The organism is Spirosoma terrae, from assembly GCF_010435915.1.
In the GTDB taxonomy this organism is placed as follows: Bacteria; Bacteroidota; Bacteroidia; order Cytophagales; family Spirosomataceae; genus Spirosoma; species Spirosoma terrae.
This window is the reverse complement of the sequence record NZ_JAAFZH010000002.1, coordinates 593,342-609,811: the sequence shown is the minus strand read 5'-3', so window position 1 is coordinate 609,811 and position 16,470 is coordinate 593,342. Positions and strand designations below refer to the sequence as shown.

Here is a 16,470-nt window from a genome sequence, read left to right as displayed (position 1 = left end):
ATGAGTAAAGCAGGAGATAAACCAATTAAATTTTTGCTAATCATGGATTACTTAAAAAAGAAATACGACTTCCGTTTTAATACGGTTTCTATTGATTTAGAATATAAGTTAAAAAAGTCAAATGAATGGGAAACGTTAAACCCATCTGATTTAGAAGTAGAACTTTTATTAGAAGGTTTTACAGGATTTGACAAGCAATTAGCGGCCTTATTAAAATCGTCTTTTGTCCCAAAATTTGACCCGATATTAGAATACTTTGAAAACTTACCAAAATGGGACAATGAAAATGATTACATAGGTATGTTAGCTAATTACGTAAAAACGACCGATCAGGAATTTTATGTAAGGCAATTCAAGAAAATGCTTGTTCGAATGGTTGCACAAGGATTAAACAAAATTGCTTTCAATAAACATTGTTTTACGTTTTTCAGCAATCAGAACGACGGGAAAACTTACTTTTTTGAAAACCTTGTTCAAGGAACACCATTGGCAAATTATTCTAAAAAGAATATTGAATTTGAGGGTAAAGACTCAAAAAGAAGTTTAGCAGAAAACTTTATGATAAACCTAGATGAATTAGCAGGTTTATCTAAACAAGACGTAAACCGAGCAAAAGCGTTTTTTTCTGAATCACAAATTAAATTACGTTTACCATACGACAAAAAGGATTCTATTATGTTACGCCGGGCTTCTTTTGTAGGCTCAACAAATATGCGTGAATTCCTTGTCGATGAAACGGGAAATGTTCGATGGATAGTTTTTGAGGTCTTACATATTAACCACGATATGGGAGGGCCGAAAGGTTATAAAGCTATTGACATAAACAAAGTTTGGGCGCAAGCCTATTACTTGTTTAAGAACGGTTTTCCGGTACAATTGAGTAATGAAGAAATTGCACATTCGGAAAATAACAACGCACGTTATGGACGGGATACTGTAGAATTTCAAATGCTACTGCAATATTTTACACCCTGCAAAAAAGAACAAGGCGGAATATTTTACCAGCCCTATAAACTCGTTGAACGTCTTACACAGTTGGCAAGTAACACGGTACGCCTTACAAGCGAGAATATAGGTAAGGCTTTGCGCAAAATGGGAGTAGAAAAGGAACAGACGAGAATAGGACAAATGCCAGTTTATGGCTACTATCTTAAAGAAAACCTACTCAATATCGATGGTCAGCCAGTGGCCGACACAACCCCTCAATTCTGAAAAAATACTTTTTTCTGCTAATCCACTTACTACACTTACTACTTACTACATACATAACAGAGAGTCAGCGTATTATATGTAGTAACTCTGTTAGATAGTACCTACTACAAACTTACTACTACTTACTACATTTTCGGGCTTAGGTTGTAGTATGTAGTAAGGGAGTAAAAGCCGGTAAAGGGTCACAAGGGACTAGGGGCCAATGCGTTATGTAAAAATGTAGTAAGTAGTGAGTTGTAGTACCCTACTTTTCAAAACTTTTTATTTTTTCTCAAACCGTCACTTTTCTTTTAGCGGCCTAATAAGTTGTATTTAGCCGCTAAAAGAAAAATACACTTTCAAACAAAAACTATGATTCCCCAAACCGTAATCGATGAAGTAAAGCGCGTTCCTATTACATCCTATTTACAATCTAAAGGCGTATTTCCCGTGCATAAATTAAACAGCGAAATAAACGACTATGCCTATTGTTCGCCATTATCGCAGGAACGTACACCATCGTTTTTTGTAAACGAGAGAGACAACGTTTTTAACGATTTCAGCACAGGCGAAAAAGGCGACGTAATTAGGCTTGTTCAAAAAATTGAACGCATAACATTTGTTAATGCAGTTAAGCGTTTGCAAGGGTTTATAAGCATTGCAGAACCATTGCAATTTTCACCTTATGAAATTGCGAACGATGCAATAAAAAATACTGACTTTAAAATAACAGCAGTACGCACATTACAGCATCCTTTACTAATTGAATATGTAGAAAAAGAACGTGGTATTCCTTACGCCTATGCTCAACCGTGGGTTCGTCAGATTCATTACACCCGTAAGGATAAACGTTATTTTGGCGTTGGCTTTCGGACTGACGCTGGTAGTTGGGCGGTTCGGAATCCGGGCTTTAAAACGTGGATTGGAAAGAGCGAGATTACAACCATTGAAGTAACTGGCAGTAAGACAGTAAATGTATTTGAGGGATTTTTTAACTTCCTGTCTGCCCTTGTCTATTTCGGCAAGCCTGCCAGCCGATCTACTACAATTGTATTGAACTCAACCAGCAACATAAAGCAAGCCCTACCCCTATTGCAAAACGCTGTAGGCGTGTTTTGCTATCTCGATAACGATAAGGCAGGGAGAAAAGCGGTTCAGGACATTCAAAACGCCGGGTGTACGGTTATAGATCGCTCGAATCTATACTCACATTACAACGATTTTAACGAGTTCCTAAAAGCAAGATAATAGGCTTATAGGTGGCTTTTGACAGGCTTTTGGTAGGCTTTGTATAAAAAATCGGATGGCTATTAGGTAGGCTTACAATCATTGCCCGGCAAATTGCCGGGCTTTTTTATGGTTCCCCTAAATGGTCGAATATGATTTGTACCAGCTTAGGCGGGAACTTCTGTTTTTGGCCTTTTTTCCAGCCAATAGGCTCTTTTATGTCCTCGATCCACTTCTCAAAGGTGGGCATTGTAACCCCATAAGCTAGTAAAAAATCGGTCTTACTATATACTCCTAGCCTTTGTGTTTTCATGCGTAAAGGTGGGTCATCTTCTGTTTTCCTCTGTTTTCGTGCGTTAAAGTTAGTAAACCTAAATACATACTAAAAGTCATACTATTCTTGCATTGTCAATTCAGCGAAAGCAGATTAAACAAACTGAGCAAGACTATGTAAATGGCTTATCTAAACACAACGTATTCGGGAACTCCTGACTTTCAAGACCCGGACGTAATTATCGCAAAATTGCCGGGTTTCTGGCCGTGGCAAGCGTGGCGAAATATTTATCTGCCTGACGAAATCAGAGATCAGATTCGAAAGCAAAACGCGGACGCAATCAGCACGACCGACGCGGTAAAAGTCGCTTACAAAGGCACTACCGATTCTGAGCGTGAAGCATGGATCAATGAACGAATTAACGCGATTAACGAGCGCGTCAAGTTCATTAAAACGCGAACCGATCAGCTTTTGTCCAGACTGCAAAGTCAGTCAGCAGACAGTTACAACGCCTTTTCTAAAATCGTCACGTCGGCTCTTAGCTTGGTTCCTGTTGTGGGTTCTGCTATTACGCTAATCAGCAATCAGGCGAACACAGCACAAGCGATTGAGCAATTAAAGGTTCAATCACTGATTCAGGCTTACGCCGACGATTTAAAGCAGTTGGCTACTATTCGTAATCAGTTACTCGCTGATTTGGTCAAAATTGGCACGACCGACACGACCACCGACCCAACCAACAACGCAGCTACAGCCGTACCGACGTGGTACTATTTCGCTGGTTTTGCTTTACTACTGCTTTTCTTCCTTTGGCTTAAAAACCGCAATCGTAGATGAAAAAAGGATTTATCGTTCTGGTCTTTGTACTCCTGATTGCCTTATACATCTTGAACAAGGTGAGTACAGCCAGACAATTAGAATTTAGCGTTGGTTTACCCAGACAATTTAGTTTACAAGGTGGGGCCGTAACGTTTGAATTACCGCTTATTGCGCAAAACGTTAGCAGCGGTTCGGTTAATATCAAATCGGCGGACTTTGACGTAATGAGCGCCGGTAAGTTCTTAGGCAAAGCATTAATTACCAGCCCGGTAACGATAAACCCGAACGGCACTACTACCCTACCCGTCAAGGTTACAGTCTCCTATTTCGACTTACTGACGGCGGCAGGTTCTATAGTTAACATCTTCAAATCAGGCAAAGTAAACCTAACGCTCGACGGTCTAGTCTATGCCGAAGGCTTCCAGATTCCTGTAAAACAATCTTTCGACTTCGATACTAAATCAATCTGATTATGAATGAGTTTGACGAGTTCTATATGTCGGAGGGTTGGAGTTACGACGATGTGCAGTCATACCGTGATTTCTACGAATCCGAAGGCTACGCAATTAATTCCCCGTCTGATCCGAAACTAACCGCTGATCTTACTGTAGCCAAAGATAACGCTACCGCAAGCGGTAATACGAAACTGGCGAATACGTTAGATTTCATCCTTAAGTACGGCGATAAGGCATTATCTATCCTGACCAAAAACGGGATTATTAAGAATCAAAACTTAGTAGCTTCTTACCCCTCCTATGCCAGCCTGTTAGGGACTGGAACGACCGACACCACAAACAACGCTCCTAGTGCCAGCAACCGTGTTTTCAATATCGACTTTACAGACCCTAAAGTTCTGATAATAACCTTTTTGCTTTTGTTAATCTTATTCTACTTCCTCTTTTTTAACCCTAAATCCAATGCCAAACGTTAGAACGGCTCAGTTCGGCCAAACGGCCATTAATAAGCCCCTGTTTGAAGTGCTGGTAAACGGCAAGCGGTACGCTTTTTCTACCGATGATAATGGGCGGGTTATGTTTCGAACTCCCGACTATTTACGCAGTCTTGGCGTGTATTCAGACGTAGCAAAAAGGTTTGAATCTAGCCCGGCTGATATTCGTCAAACGCTCCGGCTAGATGCTAACAACACAACCACCCGAGACTACCGCTTTCCCGCGTTGGCGTTGGGTGCTGGTCTGGCCTTTGTCGAAGCATGGTCAAATTCGGTAGGCTGGAAATCGTTCAACCCGATTGTTTACCAAAACTTTAACGCGTAACCCTTTCACTTTTTTAACCCTTAAATCCATTTCAAAATGGCACTTATTCAAACCGGCTATTTAGGTAAAGCAGGCCCAGTTTTTTACGATGATGCAGCCGCACCGGGCAAGTTTGTTGTTATTCTGGGCGACATAGCCGTAAACAAATTGGTTGTTAAGCAACCTGCTTACGCGTCAGCCTTACAGACGAGCACCAACGGCGACCGTTACAAATTCCCGAAAGCCGCGTCAGATTGTACGCTGGGGCCATATACTGATAATCAGATCATTGGCAATATTCCGGCTTACAAGCAACCAGCAACCGGCACACAGTTTGACTACTACGAAAATATCCAATCGGATTGGGTAGACGTAGGCGCTCCCACACCAACAAGCGGAGGTACAACCACCGGGGGCGGTACAACCACAGGCGGAGGTACTACTACGGGCGGAGGTACAACCACCGGGGGCGGTACGGTAACAACGACCGACACGACCTATAAGGCTCCGACCATTAGCGAACAAATCAGTACGTTCCTATCGAACTACTGGTGGTTAGTCGTACTCATTCTGGTCATTCTGCTCTGGAAACCGTTCATTGCTCCGGCTCTCGGTTTGAGCAAGAAAAAACGCCGATAACAACCCCGACCCGCGATAGGTTGTGCCGGGCTTCCAGTTGACCCAAATAGCCCGGCAACTTTCCTCTTTTTTAACCCTTTAACTCTCTGTCAGTAATGGCAAAACTAAAGCGTTACCCCAAAGCTCCCAAAGCGGGGGCAAGCCTGAAAACCTTGCAGAAATACGAAGCAGCTTGCAAAAAAGTAAAAGCGCATAACGACGCGATCAAACGCGAAGCGATGCAACGTAAGCAAGTGCGTGAACGGGTGGCTAAAATGAAAAAATAACAGCGTCCCGGCTAACAGAATCCCCTACCCGTTGGGCGTTGGCCGGGCCTGTTTAAATCTTGCGTATATATGGATACGGTAGAACAGGCGATTGAGTACCTACGCCACAACAATACGCCCTATTGGTGGATCAAATCAGGCAATAATAAGATAGGCGATAATACCGACGAAAGCGACATTAACAGCAGTATAGAGCAGTTCAGAAAAACGGTTCAGTTCTTACCGGCTGGCTCCTACAAAATGGAATGTTCACGCAATCCGAAAGACCGCTCCGGCTCCTATCTATTCCCCTTCACCAAAGGCCAAACCAGCCAGCAAACCAATCATTCTATGCAGTCTGTGAACTCGACAAATGCTTACGGGGTTGCCGATCATGTTTATAAACAGATCGTTGAAGAAGCCCGTAAAACGATGATGTTTGAACAGATGTACGACAAATTCGGGCCGCTGGTGGATTTGGTAAAAGACCTTGAAAAACGAGTCTTGAAACTAGAAAAAATGTTCGCTGATGAGGATGAGGACGGAATGCCCGATTTCTTGCAGGTAGCCCAAAAAGCCAGTGATACAGTTCAGGCCGCTAGCGAGATTAAGAAAGTCTTTTCGGGTGGTAACGGCTTCCGGCTTTAAGCCCTTTCCCCTTGCAACCCCTATCCCCTAAGCCGCTTTAAAAATACCATCATGGCAACGACAAAAACCGCTGAATTACCAGCACCAATGGACGTGCAGGTAATTGACAAAGACTACGTACAAAAGCAACTCGCCCGGCTTTTTAACGGGCTGGCTGATGCGACCGACAACCCGGCTACGGCTTGCGATATTATCGAAAAAATCGCTGACGGTATTGAGCAAGACCCGGCAACCGCGCGTAAAATCTTAACCCCTGACAACATCGCAAAAGCCTACTCCTTAAAGGCCAAAGCCGACGCGGGAACCATCAAATTAGATGATATTGAAAAGGCATTCCCGGAGATTGCTAAAAAAATTCCTTTTTGGGCAATCGTCAAAACCTTTAAGTTTTAACCTCCTAACCCTTAACCCCTTACAACAGTGAGCAACAATGATAGACTTAAAGAACTCAACGACGGCGGTTATAATAACCTGCTCTTAGTAGTCGTCGTCGTTGTTGTTATTTACCTGTTTGTTTCGGGCTTCAACAAGTCTAAAAAGCAGACCTATTTGGACGGTGCAGGAACCGACACTAACACCCAACAGGCGCAAGCCCTACGCGATGCAATGAACCGTTCAGGCGTTAGTTTTCTAATGGACGTAGACGGTACAGACGTAGAATTGATCATGCAGACGGGCCAACAAATAACAGATTATAAGGCCGTTTCTGATTCGTACCGGGTGCTGTTTGGCTCTGAGTTAACGACCGATCTATCGAACGAGTTAAGCCGTACTGATTTACAAACGTTCTGGAACTACGTCTACAAAACCACCTCTACAACAGGTAGTTCAGGCAGTACGGGCGGCACGTCTACCAGCTCTCCGATTAACCTGGTCGGCAAGACCGTAACAGCCAATCAGACGGTTAATATTCGCGTCGATGCTGTGCCTTACAATGTCGAATCGGATTTCTTAGGGCGTAATACGCAGGCAACCAAAGGGCAGGTTTTGGGCAAATACGTGTCAGAACGTGTACTCCCTGATATACCGAATAAAGGCGATAAAAACGTCTTTGTTCGCTACTCGAACCCCGCCGTTTTTGGCCTGTATGACGTGTATAATTGGGTGCTGAAAAGTGCCGTAAAAATTGGTTAACTATGGCACTCGCATACGAAAATCTAGTCCCTTCCTCCTACCGCGCTGGCTTTCTGGCAAAGGTTCAGGCGATTTCAAACCGCTTGCAGATCGACCCGAATTGGTTAATGATCGTCATACGTTTCGAGTCAGCCGGTACGTTTTCGCCCTCGGTTAAAAACCCTTACTCAGAAGCCTACGGCCTGATTCAGTTTACAAAGGTGGGCGTTTCAGGATTGGGCGTTACGCTCGATCAAATTAAGGTGATGGACGCGATTACCCAGCTTGATTACGTCGAAAAGTACCTAAAGCCGTACACGGGCCGAATGACCGATTTGTACAGCGTATATCTAGCTGTTTTTGCTCCGGTTTATATCGGTAGACCCGACGCGCAAAAGGTCTATGTTTCGCCCTCCAAAGAATACACCAGTAATAAGGCGCTCGACACTAATAACGACGGTGTTATTACAGTCGGTGAAATAAAGGCCGTAATCAGCCGCTACATTCCAGCCGGTTACAGTGCCGGTAGTCTGACCACCGACGAAAAGGTTTTTCCTATTGCCGCTATTGCGGTAGTCCTGTTTTTATTCTTCGCTCTTAAACGTGTTTAACAATGCCTAAAACCTTCACCCTGATTAACCAAGCCGGGCCAGTTGTGGCCCCCGTAGCCGCAAAATCGGTGCTCATTAACACCTCAGATAGTAATTTACTTGTAACAAATGAGGAAATAGACGAAGCCATAAAAAACCTTCCATTTTCAGCCAAAAACGCGGTATTAAACGCCTTGTATGCTGTTAAGCCGGGCAGTTCGCTGTCACTAACAGCCGGTACGCATACCGTAGCGTTTGTTAGTTCGGTCGGTACGGCGGTCTTACTGGTCGATAAAAAATAGTACCCTTAACCCTTCCTTATTATGATCAAAAATTTTGTAAAACGTTCTCAGTATGAGTTTATTAAACTCACTGATAACAAAATTCAATCGGTTCAGGTAGAAGGCGATGAAGCCTATATATGTGTTGCTAATTATATAGGTAACGGCTTGATTCTTATTCGGCGCGAACGGGAACGCGAGTTTGCCAAAATGGTGAGTAAGCTCGCTTTACCGGCTGACGTGGAGGTTGATAACGACAACCTAGTTGAATGGCAATATCTGTATTATATATCGGGCCGGGTTCCGCTGGATACTCACACAATAAACGGTTCATTTGCCAACAAACCGCTTTCTAGTGAATATATGGATCGCTTTTATACACCCGCTATTCAAAGCGAATACGCAGGAATCAAAGAAACGATTGATTTACGGGCTTCACTTGATGTGTACCCTGTTATCGTCTGTATCGAAACGGTTCATTACGTGCCGATTAGCGAAATAAATAACTAGCCACCAACGGCCACAATAGGCCACTGTTAGGGGGGCCGGGCTACTTGTTCGGCCCCCCTTTTTTTGTTCTACCCTTCCTCTTGTTTATGAAATCGTTTGCTCTGGTACTGCTTTTGGCTGTGTCTGGCATCCTCTATGCCGATACCGCACGTAAACCCCAAACCCTTGTTTATTCTGAACTCGTACCGGCAACCTACCGGGCCGCGTTTGTTTCGGAAGTCGTTACCGTAGCGACCCGTTTACAGGTAAAACCGGATTGGTTAATGATCGTGATCCGATTCGAAACGGCGGGAACGTTTCGGGCCAATGTTCGGAATCCCTATTCGGGTTCGGTTGGATTAATCCAATTTATCCCGACAACAGCCACCCGATTAGGCACAACGCCGGGCAAGTTATCGGCTATGTCCGCAGTCGAACAACTCGCATACGTCGAAAAGTATTTCGCACCCTACAAAGGTCGTATGCGCGATGTGTACGACGTGTATTTAGTGGTGTTTGCTCCCGCTTTTTTGGGCAAACCTGACAGTCAAGTTTTGTACCGAGCCAACGGCAAAACGCCCTTAGATCGCAGGCGCTACAACCTGAATAAAGTGCTCGACGTAAACCGCGACGGACTTATCACTATTCGCGATGTGAAACAACAAATCAGCCGCTTTGTACCGGCTGGTTCCTAACCTCTTTAGTCATGGTAAACTTAGACGATTTAACCAGCCAGGAACAGGATTTACAAAGCCAGTTAGAGCAATTGGCCTTTCAGAAACAACAGGCTATTCAAGCCGAACGGGACGAAAAACTAGGACTGATTACAGTACTGGAAAACGAAGCGAACGGCTACAGAAACCAAGCGGCCAAAGCCGACAGCGACGACGACAAACAAAAGCTCTATCGCTTCGCTGAAGTAGCAGACAAACAGGCAAACGAGCTAAAACTAGAATTAGGCATCGTATCTGAAACCGAGTTACAGGCATCGAACGAACAACGTATTGAAGCCCAACACAACCAAGTAAAACGCTCGATTAATAGCCTGTTTCTGAAAGCCTTTTTTACCCTTGTAGCCTTCCTGTTTGCGGACTATTCCAGCGCCCAACTTGAAGCCGGTTTTTTGGCCTATTTGCTCAAATCAGCCGGGTCAATCTGTTGGGCTATGTCGGTAGCGTTGGGCGGTTGCTGGCTGGCTTGTATCAGCTTATTCGGCTTCGTTTCCGAGTATTCATTCTCACGCTTACGGGACGATTTTAAAAGCCTTTCGCCCTCTGTTCGGCTGGCAATTCTGGCCGGATTGCTGGCCGCATTCCTTCACTTTTTAACCGCTATTGTTCCTCATGCTCACTAATCTCTCTATTCAGGAACCCTACCTAAACGCTGTCTATCAGCGCAACAATGCCGGGTTTGCCAGTATTCCAGTTATGGGAACCGTTGCGGCTGGTACGGACAATGTAAAAGCCAGCTTTAGCCGAATTAAAGTAAGCGATGTTCAGACCCTAGACTATGCCTTACCAATTGTTCAAACCATCCCGGTAGACGTGAACGGTAACTTTGCCGGTACGGTGCAAGTGCCGGGGGGCTGGTATTCGTTAACCGTTACGGCGGGTGACACAACGGTACTGGTTAGCCGGGTGGGTGCTGGTGAAGTCTTTATTCTGTTCGGGCATAGCTTCATGCAGGGCGGACACGATGAAAGCCACCAGCTACCGGCAACGGATGAACGTGTAATTACCTTACTGGATGATCTTAGCACCCGTAAGTACCAGTTTGGCAAACTGACTGACAAAGTCGGGCCGTTTCACGATTCGCCCGACGCATGGGGCCAATTCGGTGATCGCCTGGTTCAACGCTTAGGCGTTCCGGTATTGTTGTATGGTTGCGCCTATGGTGGGTCAAATATCCTGCAAAACTGGCAACTCCTAACCGGACAACCCCGCACACAGTTACCACCCGGAACCACCGACCCGGCAAGCCGTCAGCCGTTCCTACCGCTTGAAACGGTCATGCAATACTACGTGCCGAAAACGGGCGTTCGGGCTATTCTGGTAGAGCATGGCTATAACGATAGGGGAACCGATACGGCCACGTTTGTAGATCGGTTTAAGACCGTGTTTAACTACGTGCGTACTACGTTCAATAAGCCAGATTTAGCCCTTGTTTTGGTGCAGGAAGAACTTACGGCGGTTCCTCATTCGCTATATGATATACCGACCGCGCAAGGTTTACAACAGCTTATTCAATCCTACCCTAATACATGGAAAGGGCCGGATTTTAATACAGAGTTTTGGCCTAGTTATCATAGCAGTTCGGGGAAAGATCATTTATTCGGAACCGCGATAGACGAGTTTGCTATCGAATGGGCTAACAGCTTAACCGACTCGTTTTTTAAGCAGTCAACGCCCTATGTGTCGCAAGGCGCTACGTCTGTTTTTCCGGCTGTTTTATACAAAGCTCCTACGGCTCAATTAAACGGGGTCGATTGGGCAATTCTACTTTTAGCCGGGCTTGCGCTGGTGGGTTTGTACATAAAGCGATCCAGCAAATTACTATGGGCCTTTCTGGTGCTGGCGCTTCTGGCCTTAGCCCGGCTAACTGGTAAAGTCTAACCGTGATGAATAACCAAATTAAGCCGGGCGGATTGACCCGGCTTAATTTTTAATCCGCAACTACTATGATAGCAGAACTTCAACAAGCAGGGTATTTTAAAGAGGTTACGACCGAAGGGCGCAAGACCTTAGTATTAAAAGCGCCGGTTAATGTGGTAGTAAAAGCGGCTGTTTTAAAACAGTTACAGAGTATCTACCCACTACACGAAGAAACGGGCGGCATTCTTTGGGCCTACCCTGTTTCTGGATCGCTGGTAATTACTCGTTTCACCCTCCTACCGAACCAGCTACAAGGCGAACAGCGCAAAACAGCCTATCAGCCTGCTAACAGTGCAATCGTTCGAAATGAGGTTTTACAGGCAGGCGCTTTGCCAATTCGGTTTCATTCGCACCCGGTAGAAATCTATGAAAACCCCTACGACAAACAGCCCTTAACGTTCTTCCAGAAAACCAGTAGCGCAGATAGGCACAACTCGTATTTGCCGCTATCTATCGACGGTAAAACGGTAGTACTGCCAGACGGGTTATTGAGCGCAAACGACCGTTTAGGGCAAGACGTTCGTTTCTATTTGTATGGTGGTTTAGTTGCTCCAGATAGCCTAAAAGCCTTACTAACGAGCGAAAAGGTTTACATCTATTTCGCGCTTTCTGTTGTCATTCTGGCTTACGTGTTTGGCGGGTTTCGTCGGTCGCTGGCTGTATTCGGTTTAGCGGCTATTTTCAGTATTGCCGTTTTCGCCATAGAGAAACGGCCAACGGGCGTAAAAAACGCGGACGGTGATTTAATAATAGCCATTCCTTAACCCTTACAAACAATGAAATTAAGACACCTAATTTTATTCGCTGTAGTTGGCTATATAGCTTATGTATTAGTTAAGCGCAGGCGAAACTTAGAAAATGCCGTTGCCCAACTACAGCACGACAGTACGGCCAAACTAGAAGCCGTAAACAATCAGTACGTTACGAATCAGTACGTTACGCAGGTAGTTAACCCTGACGCTCCTACCCCATCGGTTCCCGTAAAATACATTGTGGTTCGCATTCTTGACGGCGGCAATTTCGATGATTACTTAACGCAGCAGGCACTAGAATCTGAAGATATGGACGATTGCCGAATCGTTCGTTTCCTGTTCGAGTCGGATAACCTGTCGAACTATTGGCTCATACGTGGTATTGATGCTCAGATGATAGCACAGTTTTTGTAGCAACTGCTATAAATAATTCATATATTATTGATCCGGGAGTAAGTCTGTTATGTGAGCATCTCTTATTTTTCGTGGCAAACTATAAACAATCCTATCGCATTTCCAGGTCCAATTACTACTCAAACTCGCTTTATGTCATGCAATTAACAAGAAGCTTCTTATATTATAAACCCCCTACTACAGAGGAAAATATTAATGCATGGGAGAAGTTAATGTCCATTCAAATACCTGAACAATATCGAACATTTTTGCTACAATCAAATGGTGCTGATGGATCAGCAGAGTGGGGGTTTACCTTTACCAACAGTGCCGGAGAAAAAACATCTGACGGCTTATTTTGGCTTTATGGTATTGAAGAACTCACAGGGGCAATCAAAGAAATTAAAGAGGATGAGATTGGGGGCTATAGACCAGGTTATCATCTTGATGAATTACTTCCCATAGGCCAAAATTATTGCCATAGTAGTATAACAATGATTGGCTATAAAGGAGACGATTATGGTAAGATAATTTTGCTTGATTATGCAGGTTATACAGATAGTACAGGAGATTTAATGAAGATTTATTTAGCTGATTCATTTGAGGATTTCTTGCAAATGTTTTATAAAATACCTGGCTATGATGAATAGCCTGTATTACGTACTAATTCACGGGTCAATAATACTACATAAAAGTAATAAAAGTTGAAAATTCCTTAAAAGTAAATTCCTAAATATAATAAAGTATGAAGCTAGGCAAAAATGTAAACCTTCAATTTCTAACTAACCAAGACGGGTTTCTCTTTTTAGAAAAAGAGAAACCCGTCTTGGTTAGTTTACCTTTTAAAGTTCAATATATACTGCTATAGGATCAATTACATATTCGTGTTCTAGCTTCCCTGTAAATGTATCTTCCAGTTTAGTTAGCGTAGAAACGAAATTCATTAATGCTTGCTTCAAAGTTTGATCTGAATCAGTTTTTCTATATGAATCTAATTTTTCAGATACACCTCGTGATTGAGTTAAGATTCCAAAAACTGTAAATTCCTTTTCAGTTTCTCTTGAAAACTTTCTTATAAGTAAAGCTTCTTCCTCTTTAAGCATACCTCTTTTTAGTTGTGCACTAAACAAGTAAGCACTATCCTCTAAATATAATGGCAATTGTATTTCAAACTGTCCCTCATATCCATAATCTAATAGATATGCCATATTGTGTAGATGTTCGGGATCTATATACAAGCCAGCTTCTTCTATTAATTCTTTAAAATTTACAATCCCGTCAATATGCGATAATGTTGCTGCTTTTTTATTCCTATCTACAATTTTGTTTGCACTTGCTTTATTTTCTTTATAGGCCTTGACTAAATCCTTACCCTGAGTCATGTACCAAACAGCATAGCCGAATTCGTTAAAGTTTGTAAGTGATTTAACTACACGATTTGTATCATTAAATAATGCCTTACCTGTAATTCTTACAAAACTTTTGTCGTTGATATTGGTAATATTTTCAGCGATATTAGTTTCATCAAGTTCAATTACTCTCTGTGCTCTAACCAAAGCATCTTCAAATAAATTATAAGAATAATCATGTAAAAAACGCTTTTCCGTTGTAGTAGCAGATTCTTCTATAATATCAGCTAAGATACGGCCGCTGCCCCACTCCCTACCTTTCTGGGTATTTGATTCTTCTGTTGATTTCTGTTTTGAGCTTAGTACATAATCTGTCAATCCTTCAAAAATTTGAGATGAAATCGAATACATTTTATCTGTATCCAAATATTGAAATGATTTAATTTTTTTCGTGGCGCTGTTTTCTATTTTCAACAAATTCGTCATAACTTTTTCTTCTGGCTTGCTTAAGGTTATCAATTGCGACATATAACATCGCAATACTAATTATTGCTACACTAATCAGTATAAAAATATCTAAATAGTTCATCATTCTGTTCTAGTCTCTTTTTACAATAAAAGAATAACTAAATATTAAAGATACAATACTTAGAACAGCTGAACCGATTTTTATTCTATCTGCATTAAACAGTTTTGTCTTATCAATATCAGCTACATATGCAACACCAAGAATAACACCAAATATTATTATCGCAACAGTTGATAAACCTACATAAATTGATTTTTTTCTTTCATCCAAATCACTTCTGCCATCTAGTTCATTTATATTCGAAACATTAAGCACTAGGCCAAATGTTACCATATCTACCTCACTAACTATGTAGTCAATTTTCAGCTTAGTTGAGAAAAAATAAATGAACAATCTAACGAAGAAAGGGATAGCTCCCATCAGCACAGTATAAATTAACCATTTTATCATACTAATAGACTAACTATTTTGAGTTTCAATAGGTATCTGCCATAGAGGAAAATTAGTGTAATTTCTTCGTGGCACAAAGTTTTATTATAATTCTTTAATAAGAAAGCCCGACCAATTGGCCGGGCCCCCGTTTGATTGAGTATGTAAGAGGTTATCTCTTTATTGCTTCTATTTTGACCGAACGATTATAAGGCCCCACTACAATTACGTCAGTTGACGTATATAAACTTACTTTCTTACCATCGGCAGAGAATTTACCAATACCGCTCGCTACACCTTGCGCAAGCGTTCCATTTACAGAAACTTGCTCTTGAAACTTATCAACGCTGAACGCTGTACTATCCAAATCAAAATACACGGAATATTGACGGCTGTAGCCTATATACTGTTCTTTAAACAATAACCCTTTAGGTTGATCTGGCCCAATAACTCGGCTAACAGTTAGCGTAACACTTTGCGGCCTCTCAGTTGCCATTGCTCCTGTACGGCCATAAGAAAGGGTCACTTCACCTTCATAAATCCCGACAAAGGAATTTGTGTCTACTGAAGGGGCTACTGTATTATTATTGCTTTTACAAGCGGCCAAGAGGGTGAGGGATGCAAGGGAGAGGGATATGAACAAGTGCTTCATTGTGTAGATTATCAACCATTAGGTTACAATTTTATAAAAACTTTTCGTAAATCTCGCTAGACATATAAGCCGACAATTTACGTATGTATATTTCGAGCGTTCTATGATCCCGAAAACCGTTCTGAAATTGTAATTCTCGCTCATTGATACCTAACGTAATAGCCCTGATATTTCCAGTGTGCTTCCAGCCATACAGAGTGTACTTACCCTCTATCTTTAGCTCTTTTAGAATTTGTCTGTGACGGTGGTAATATAAATTGCGGCCACAGGGTTTCGTGCCTGGGCAACCATTCGCACCAAAAATGTAATAATGATTAGGCATATTTTTTATGCCTAAATACTCTATTAACTGCTCAACGGGTTTTGCAATTGTGGGTGTTTTAGTACGTCTATTTTTTGAGTTTTCAGGGCGGATTAATAAGGCTCTTGGTTTTATGTCTCCTACCTTCATTAAACGTACTTCACGACCGGGCCGGGCAAACGTGTAATGTATCATGTAGATGTAAAGTAATAACCAGTAGTCCCGCTTTTCTAAAATTTTGCCAATGATCTCACTAGCCTGATTCTCGCTAAATGGTTCGTGTAATTCACTATCCTGCTTAGGTAACAATTCGATATTTTGAGCAGGACTAACCCGGTAACGCTCCCAGCCTGATTTAGTGAACTGGTAAAAGAACGTTTTCATTTGGGCGATTTCCTTGTTTCGTGTAGTTGTGTGCTTATGCAGTTTAAGAATGTGCCTTTTGTAGTTCTCGCATAGTTTCGGCGTTACGTCTTTCGTTGGTGTGTCTATCAGCTTCTTAACTTCTAAAAATGATAAGAACTTCTTGCCAAACAGCTTGTAAACCTTGTAACTATCGTCTCTAAGGATTGATTCTTTGTACTCTAAATACTCTTTTAAGTCGTCTTTTAGGGTTGGTGATTTTCGCATAGTGGATAAATTGTT

General features: G+C 42.5%; 24 protein-coding genes. 20 read left to right on the top strand and 4 right to left on the bottom strand.

Annotated features, from left to right (window positions below; all coding sequences use genetic code 11):
* The 20 genes from GK108_RS07595 to GK108_RS07500 all read left to right on the top strand — a co-directional run bounded on the left by GK108_RS07595 (position 1) and on the right by GK108_RS07500 (position 13,215).
* On the top strand, positions 1-1,212 hold the full coding sequence (locus tag GK108_RS07595; protein WP_163945198.1) for a VapE domain-containing protein: 1,212 nt from the start codon (positions 1-3) through the stop codon (positions 1,210-1,212).
* 351 nt (positions 1,213-1,563) lie between these two features.
* Positions 1,564-2,439 (top strand): CHC2 zinc finger domain-containing protein, encoded by an 876-nt coding sequence (locus tag GK108_RS07590; RefSeq protein ID WP_163945196.1) that lies wholly within the window; start codon positions 1,564-1,566, stop codon positions 2,437-2,439.
* A gap of 433 nt (positions 2,440-2,872) precedes the next feature.
* Complete coding sequence (locus GK108_RS07585; protein ID WP_163945194.1) at positions 2,873-3,529, top strand: hypothetical protein; 657 nt, start codon at positions 2,873-2,875, stop codon at positions 3,527-3,529.
* A complete protein-coding gene (locus GK108_RS07580) occupies positions 3,526-3,981 on the top strand; it encodes an NDR1/HIN1-like protein (protein WP_163945191.1) in 456 nt (151 codons plus the stop codon). The genes GK108_RS07585 and GK108_RS07580 overlap by 4 nt, the downstream gene beginning before the upstream one ends.
* Before the next feature lie 2 nt (positions 3,982-3,983).
* Entirely contained in the window at positions 3,984-4,442 is a 459-nt protein-coding gene (locus GK108_RS07575) for a hypothetical protein (protein WP_163945188.1), read from the top strand.
* Positions 4,429-4,785 (top strand): hypothetical protein, encoded by a 357-nt coding sequence (locus GK108_RS07570; RefSeq protein WP_163945185.1) that lies wholly within the window; start codon positions 4,429-4,431, stop codon positions 4,783-4,785. Before GK108_RS07575 ends, GK108_RS07570 begins: the two co-directional genes overlap by 14 nt.
* Before the next feature lie 36 nt (positions 4,786-4,821).
* The gene (locus GK108_RS07565) at positions 4,822-5,403 is read left to right on the top strand and encodes a hypothetical protein (protein WP_163943866.1); all 582 of its coding nucleotides are present in this window, start codon (positions 4,822-4,824) and stop codon (positions 5,401-5,403) included.
* Between the two features lie 95 nt (positions 5,404-5,498).
* On the top strand, positions 5,499-5,669 hold the full coding sequence (locus GK108_RS07560) for a hypothetical protein (protein WP_163945182.1): 171 nt from the start codon (positions 5,499-5,501) through the stop codon (positions 5,667-5,669).
* Positions 5,670-5,738: 69 nt separating this feature from the next.
* On the top strand, positions 5,739-6,296 hold the full coding sequence (locus GK108_RS07555; protein WP_163945179.1) for a hypothetical protein: 558 nt from the start codon (positions 5,739-5,741) through the stop codon (positions 6,294-6,296).
* Between the two features lie 51 nt (positions 6,297-6,347).
* Positions 6,348-6,689, top strand: a complete 342-nt coding sequence (locus GK108_RS07550; RefSeq protein ID WP_163945176.1) for a hypothetical protein — start codon at positions 6,348-6,350, stop codon at positions 6,687-6,689.
* Between the two features lie 27 nt (positions 6,690-6,716).
* Positions 6,717-7,430, top strand: a complete 714-nt coding sequence (locus GK108_RS07545) for a hypothetical protein (RefSeq protein ID WP_163945174.1) — start codon at positions 6,717-6,719, stop codon at positions 7,428-7,430.
* A 2-nt stretch (positions 7,431-7,432) separates the two neighbouring features.
* Positions 7,433-8,020 (top strand): transglycosylase SLT domain-containing protein, encoded by a 588-nt coding sequence (locus tag GK108_RS07540; protein ID WP_163945172.1) that lies wholly within the window; start codon positions 7,433-7,435, stop codon positions 8,018-8,020.
* Between the two features lie 2 nt (positions 8,021-8,022).
* A complete protein-coding gene (locus tag GK108_RS07535) occupies positions 8,023-8,301 on the top strand; it encodes a hypothetical protein (protein ID WP_163945170.1) in 279 nt (92 codons plus the stop codon).
* Positions 8,302-8,322: 21 nt separating this feature from the next.
* On the top strand, positions 8,323-8,790 hold the full coding sequence (locus GK108_RS07530; RefSeq protein WP_163945169.1) for a hypothetical protein: 468 nt from the start codon (positions 8,323-8,325) through the stop codon (positions 8,788-8,790).
* Positions 8,791-8,876: 86 nt separating this feature from the next.
* A complete protein-coding gene (locus GK108_RS07525; protein ID WP_163945167.1) occupies positions 8,877-9,464 on the top strand; it encodes a lysozyme family protein in 588 nt (195 codons plus the stop codon).
* Between the two features lie 11 nt (positions 9,465-9,475).
* Positions 9,476-10,123: a hypothetical protein gene (locus GK108_RS07520; protein WP_163945165.1), complete on the top strand. Its 648-nt coding sequence runs from the start codon at positions 9,476-9,478 to the stop codon at positions 10,121-10,123.
* Positions 10,113-11,381 (top strand): sialate O-acetylesterase, encoded by a 1,269-nt coding sequence (locus tag GK108_RS07515; protein ID WP_163945163.1) that lies wholly within the window; start codon positions 10,113-10,115, stop codon positions 11,379-11,381. The genes GK108_RS07520 and GK108_RS07515 overlap by 11 nt, the downstream gene beginning before the upstream one ends.
* A 65-nt stretch (positions 11,382-11,446) precedes the next feature.
* Positions 11,447-12,184 (top strand): hypothetical protein, encoded by a 738-nt coding sequence (locus GK108_RS07510; protein ID WP_163945161.1) that lies wholly within the window; start codon positions 11,447-11,449, stop codon positions 12,182-12,184.
* 12 nt (positions 12,185-12,196) lie between these two features.
* Positions 12,197-12,586 (top strand): hypothetical protein, encoded by a 390-nt coding sequence (locus tag GK108_RS07505; RefSeq protein ID WP_163945158.1) that lies wholly within the window; start codon positions 12,197-12,199, stop codon positions 12,584-12,586.
* 137 nt (positions 12,587-12,723) lie between these two features.
* Positions 12,724-13,215 (top strand): SMI1/KNR4 family protein, encoded by a 492-nt coding sequence (locus tag GK108_RS07500; RefSeq protein WP_163945156.1) that lies wholly within the window; start codon positions 12,724-12,726, stop codon positions 13,213-13,215.
* A gap of 192 nt (positions 13,216-13,407) precedes the next feature.
* Here the strand turns inward: GK108_RS07500 and GK108_RS07495 are convergent, their stop codons facing one another.
* From GK108_RS07495 to GK108_RS07480, 4 genes are all read right to left on the bottom strand, one after another.
* Positions 13,408-14,442, bottom strand: a complete 1,035-nt coding sequence (locus tag GK108_RS07495) for a DUF6414 family protein (protein ID WP_163945154.1) — start codon at positions 14,440-14,442, stop codon at positions 13,408-13,410.
* A gap of 70 nt (positions 14,443-14,512) precedes the next feature.
* The gene (locus tag GK108_RS07490; RefSeq protein WP_163945152.1) at positions 14,513-14,863 is read right to left on the bottom strand and encodes a hypothetical protein; all 351 of its coding nucleotides are present in this window, start codon (positions 14,861-14,863) and stop codon (positions 14,513-14,515) included.
* Between the two features lie 181 nt (positions 14,864-15,044).
* Positions 15,045-15,524, bottom strand: a complete 480-nt coding sequence (locus GK108_RS07485; RefSeq protein ID WP_163945149.1) for a hypothetical protein — start codon at positions 15,522-15,524, stop codon at positions 15,045-15,047.
* Between the two features lie 31 nt (positions 15,525-15,555).
* On the bottom strand, positions 15,556-16,455 hold the full coding sequence (locus GK108_RS07480; RefSeq protein WP_163945147.1) for a tyrosine-type recombinase/integrase: 900 nt from the start codon (positions 16,453-16,455) through the stop codon (positions 15,556-15,558).
* Between the last annotated feature and the right edge of the window lie 15 nt (positions 16,456-16,470).

What these genes read in the sequence shown, in the direction of transcription:
- GK108_RS07550 (WP_163945176.1), top strand. Translation starts at nt 6,348, where the DNA reads ATGGCAACGACAAAAACCGCTGAATTACCAGCACCAATGGACGTGCAG.
- GK108_RS07575 (WP_163945188.1), top strand. Translation starts at nt 3,984, where the DNA reads ATGAATGAGTTTGACGAGTTCTATATGTCGGAGGGTTGGAGTTACGAC.
- GK108_RS07565 (WP_163943866.1), top strand. Translation starts at nt 4,822, where the DNA reads ATGGCACTTATTCAAACCGGCTATTTAGGTAAAGCAGGCCCAGTTTTT.
- GK108_RS07585 (WP_163945194.1), top strand. Translation starts at nt 2,873, where the DNA reads ATGGCTTATCTAAACACAACGTATTCGGGAACTCCTGACTTTCAAGAC.
- GK108_RS07535 (WP_163945170.1), top strand. Translation starts at nt 8,023, where the DNA reads ATGCCTAAAACCTTCACCCTGATTAACCAAGCCGGGCCAGTTGTGGCC.
- GK108_RS07525 (WP_163945167.1), top strand. Translation starts at nt 8,877, where the DNA reads ATGAAATCGTTTGCTCTGGTACTGCTTTTGGCTGTGTCTGGCATCCTC.
- GK108_RS07555 (WP_163945179.1), top strand. Translation starts at nt 5,739, where the DNA reads ATGGATACGGTAGAACAGGCGATTGAGTACCTACGCCACAACAATACG.
- GK108_RS07520 (WP_163945165.1), top strand. Translation starts at nt 9,476, where the DNA reads ATGGTAAACTTAGACGATTTAACCAGCCAGGAACAGGATTTACAAAGC.
- GK108_RS07595 (WP_163945198.1), top strand. Translation starts at nt 1, where the DNA reads ATGAGTAAAGCAGGAGATAAACCAATTAAATTTTTGCTAATCATGGAT.
- GK108_RS07505 (WP_163945158.1), top strand. Translation starts at nt 12,197, where the DNA reads ATGAAATTAAGACACCTAATTTTATTCGCTGTAGTTGGCTATATAGCT.
- GK108_RS07540 (WP_163945172.1), top strand. Translation starts at nt 7,433, where the DNA reads ATGGCACTCGCATACGAAAATCTAGTCCCTTCCTCCTACCGCGCTGGC.
- GK108_RS07495 (WP_163945154.1), bottom strand. Translation starts at nt 14,442, where the DNA reads ATGTCGCAATTGATAACCTTAAGCAAGCCAGAAGAAAAAGTTATGACG.
- GK108_RS07570 (WP_163945185.1), top strand. Translation starts at nt 4,429, where the DNA reads ATGCCAAACGTTAGAACGGCTCAGTTCGGCCAAACGGCCATTAATAAG.
- GK108_RS07580 (WP_163945191.1), top strand. Translation starts at nt 3,526, where the DNA reads ATGAAAAAAGGATTTATCGTTCTGGTCTTTGTACTCCTGATTGCCTTA.
- GK108_RS07530 (WP_163945169.1), top strand. Translation starts at nt 8,323, where the DNA reads ATGATCAAAAATTTTGTAAAACGTTCTCAGTATGAGTTTATTAAACTC.
- GK108_RS07560 (WP_163945182.1), top strand. Translation starts at nt 5,499, where the DNA reads ATGGCAAAACTAAAGCGTTACCCCAAAGCTCCCAAAGCGGGGGCAAGC.
- GK108_RS07490 (WP_163945152.1), bottom strand. Translation starts at nt 14,863, where the DNA reads ATGGGAGCTATCCCTTTCTTCGTTAGATTGTTCATTTATTTTTTCTCA.
- GK108_RS07515 (WP_163945163.1), top strand. Translation starts at nt 10,113, where the DNA reads ATGCTCACTAATCTCTCTATTCAGGAACCCTACCTAAACGCTGTCTAT.
- GK108_RS07510 (WP_163945161.1), top strand. Translation starts at nt 11,447, where the DNA reads ATGATAGCAGAACTTCAACAAGCAGGGTATTTTAAAGAGGTTACGACC.
- GK108_RS07590 (WP_163945196.1), top strand. Translation starts at nt 1,564, where the DNA reads ATGATTCCCCAAACCGTAATCGATGAAGTAAAGCGCGTTCCTATTACA.
- GK108_RS07500 (WP_163945156.1), top strand. Translation starts at nt 12,724, where the DNA reads ATGCAATTAACAAGAAGCTTCTTATATTATAAACCCCCTACTACAGAG.
- GK108_RS07480 (WP_163945147.1), bottom strand. Translation starts at nt 16,455, where the DNA reads ATGCGAAAATCACCAACCCTAAAAGACGACTTAAAAGAGTATTTAGAG.
- GK108_RS07485 (WP_163945149.1), bottom strand. Translation starts at nt 15,524, where the DNA reads ATGAAGCACTTGTTCATATCCCTCTCCCTTGCATCCCTCACCCTCTTG.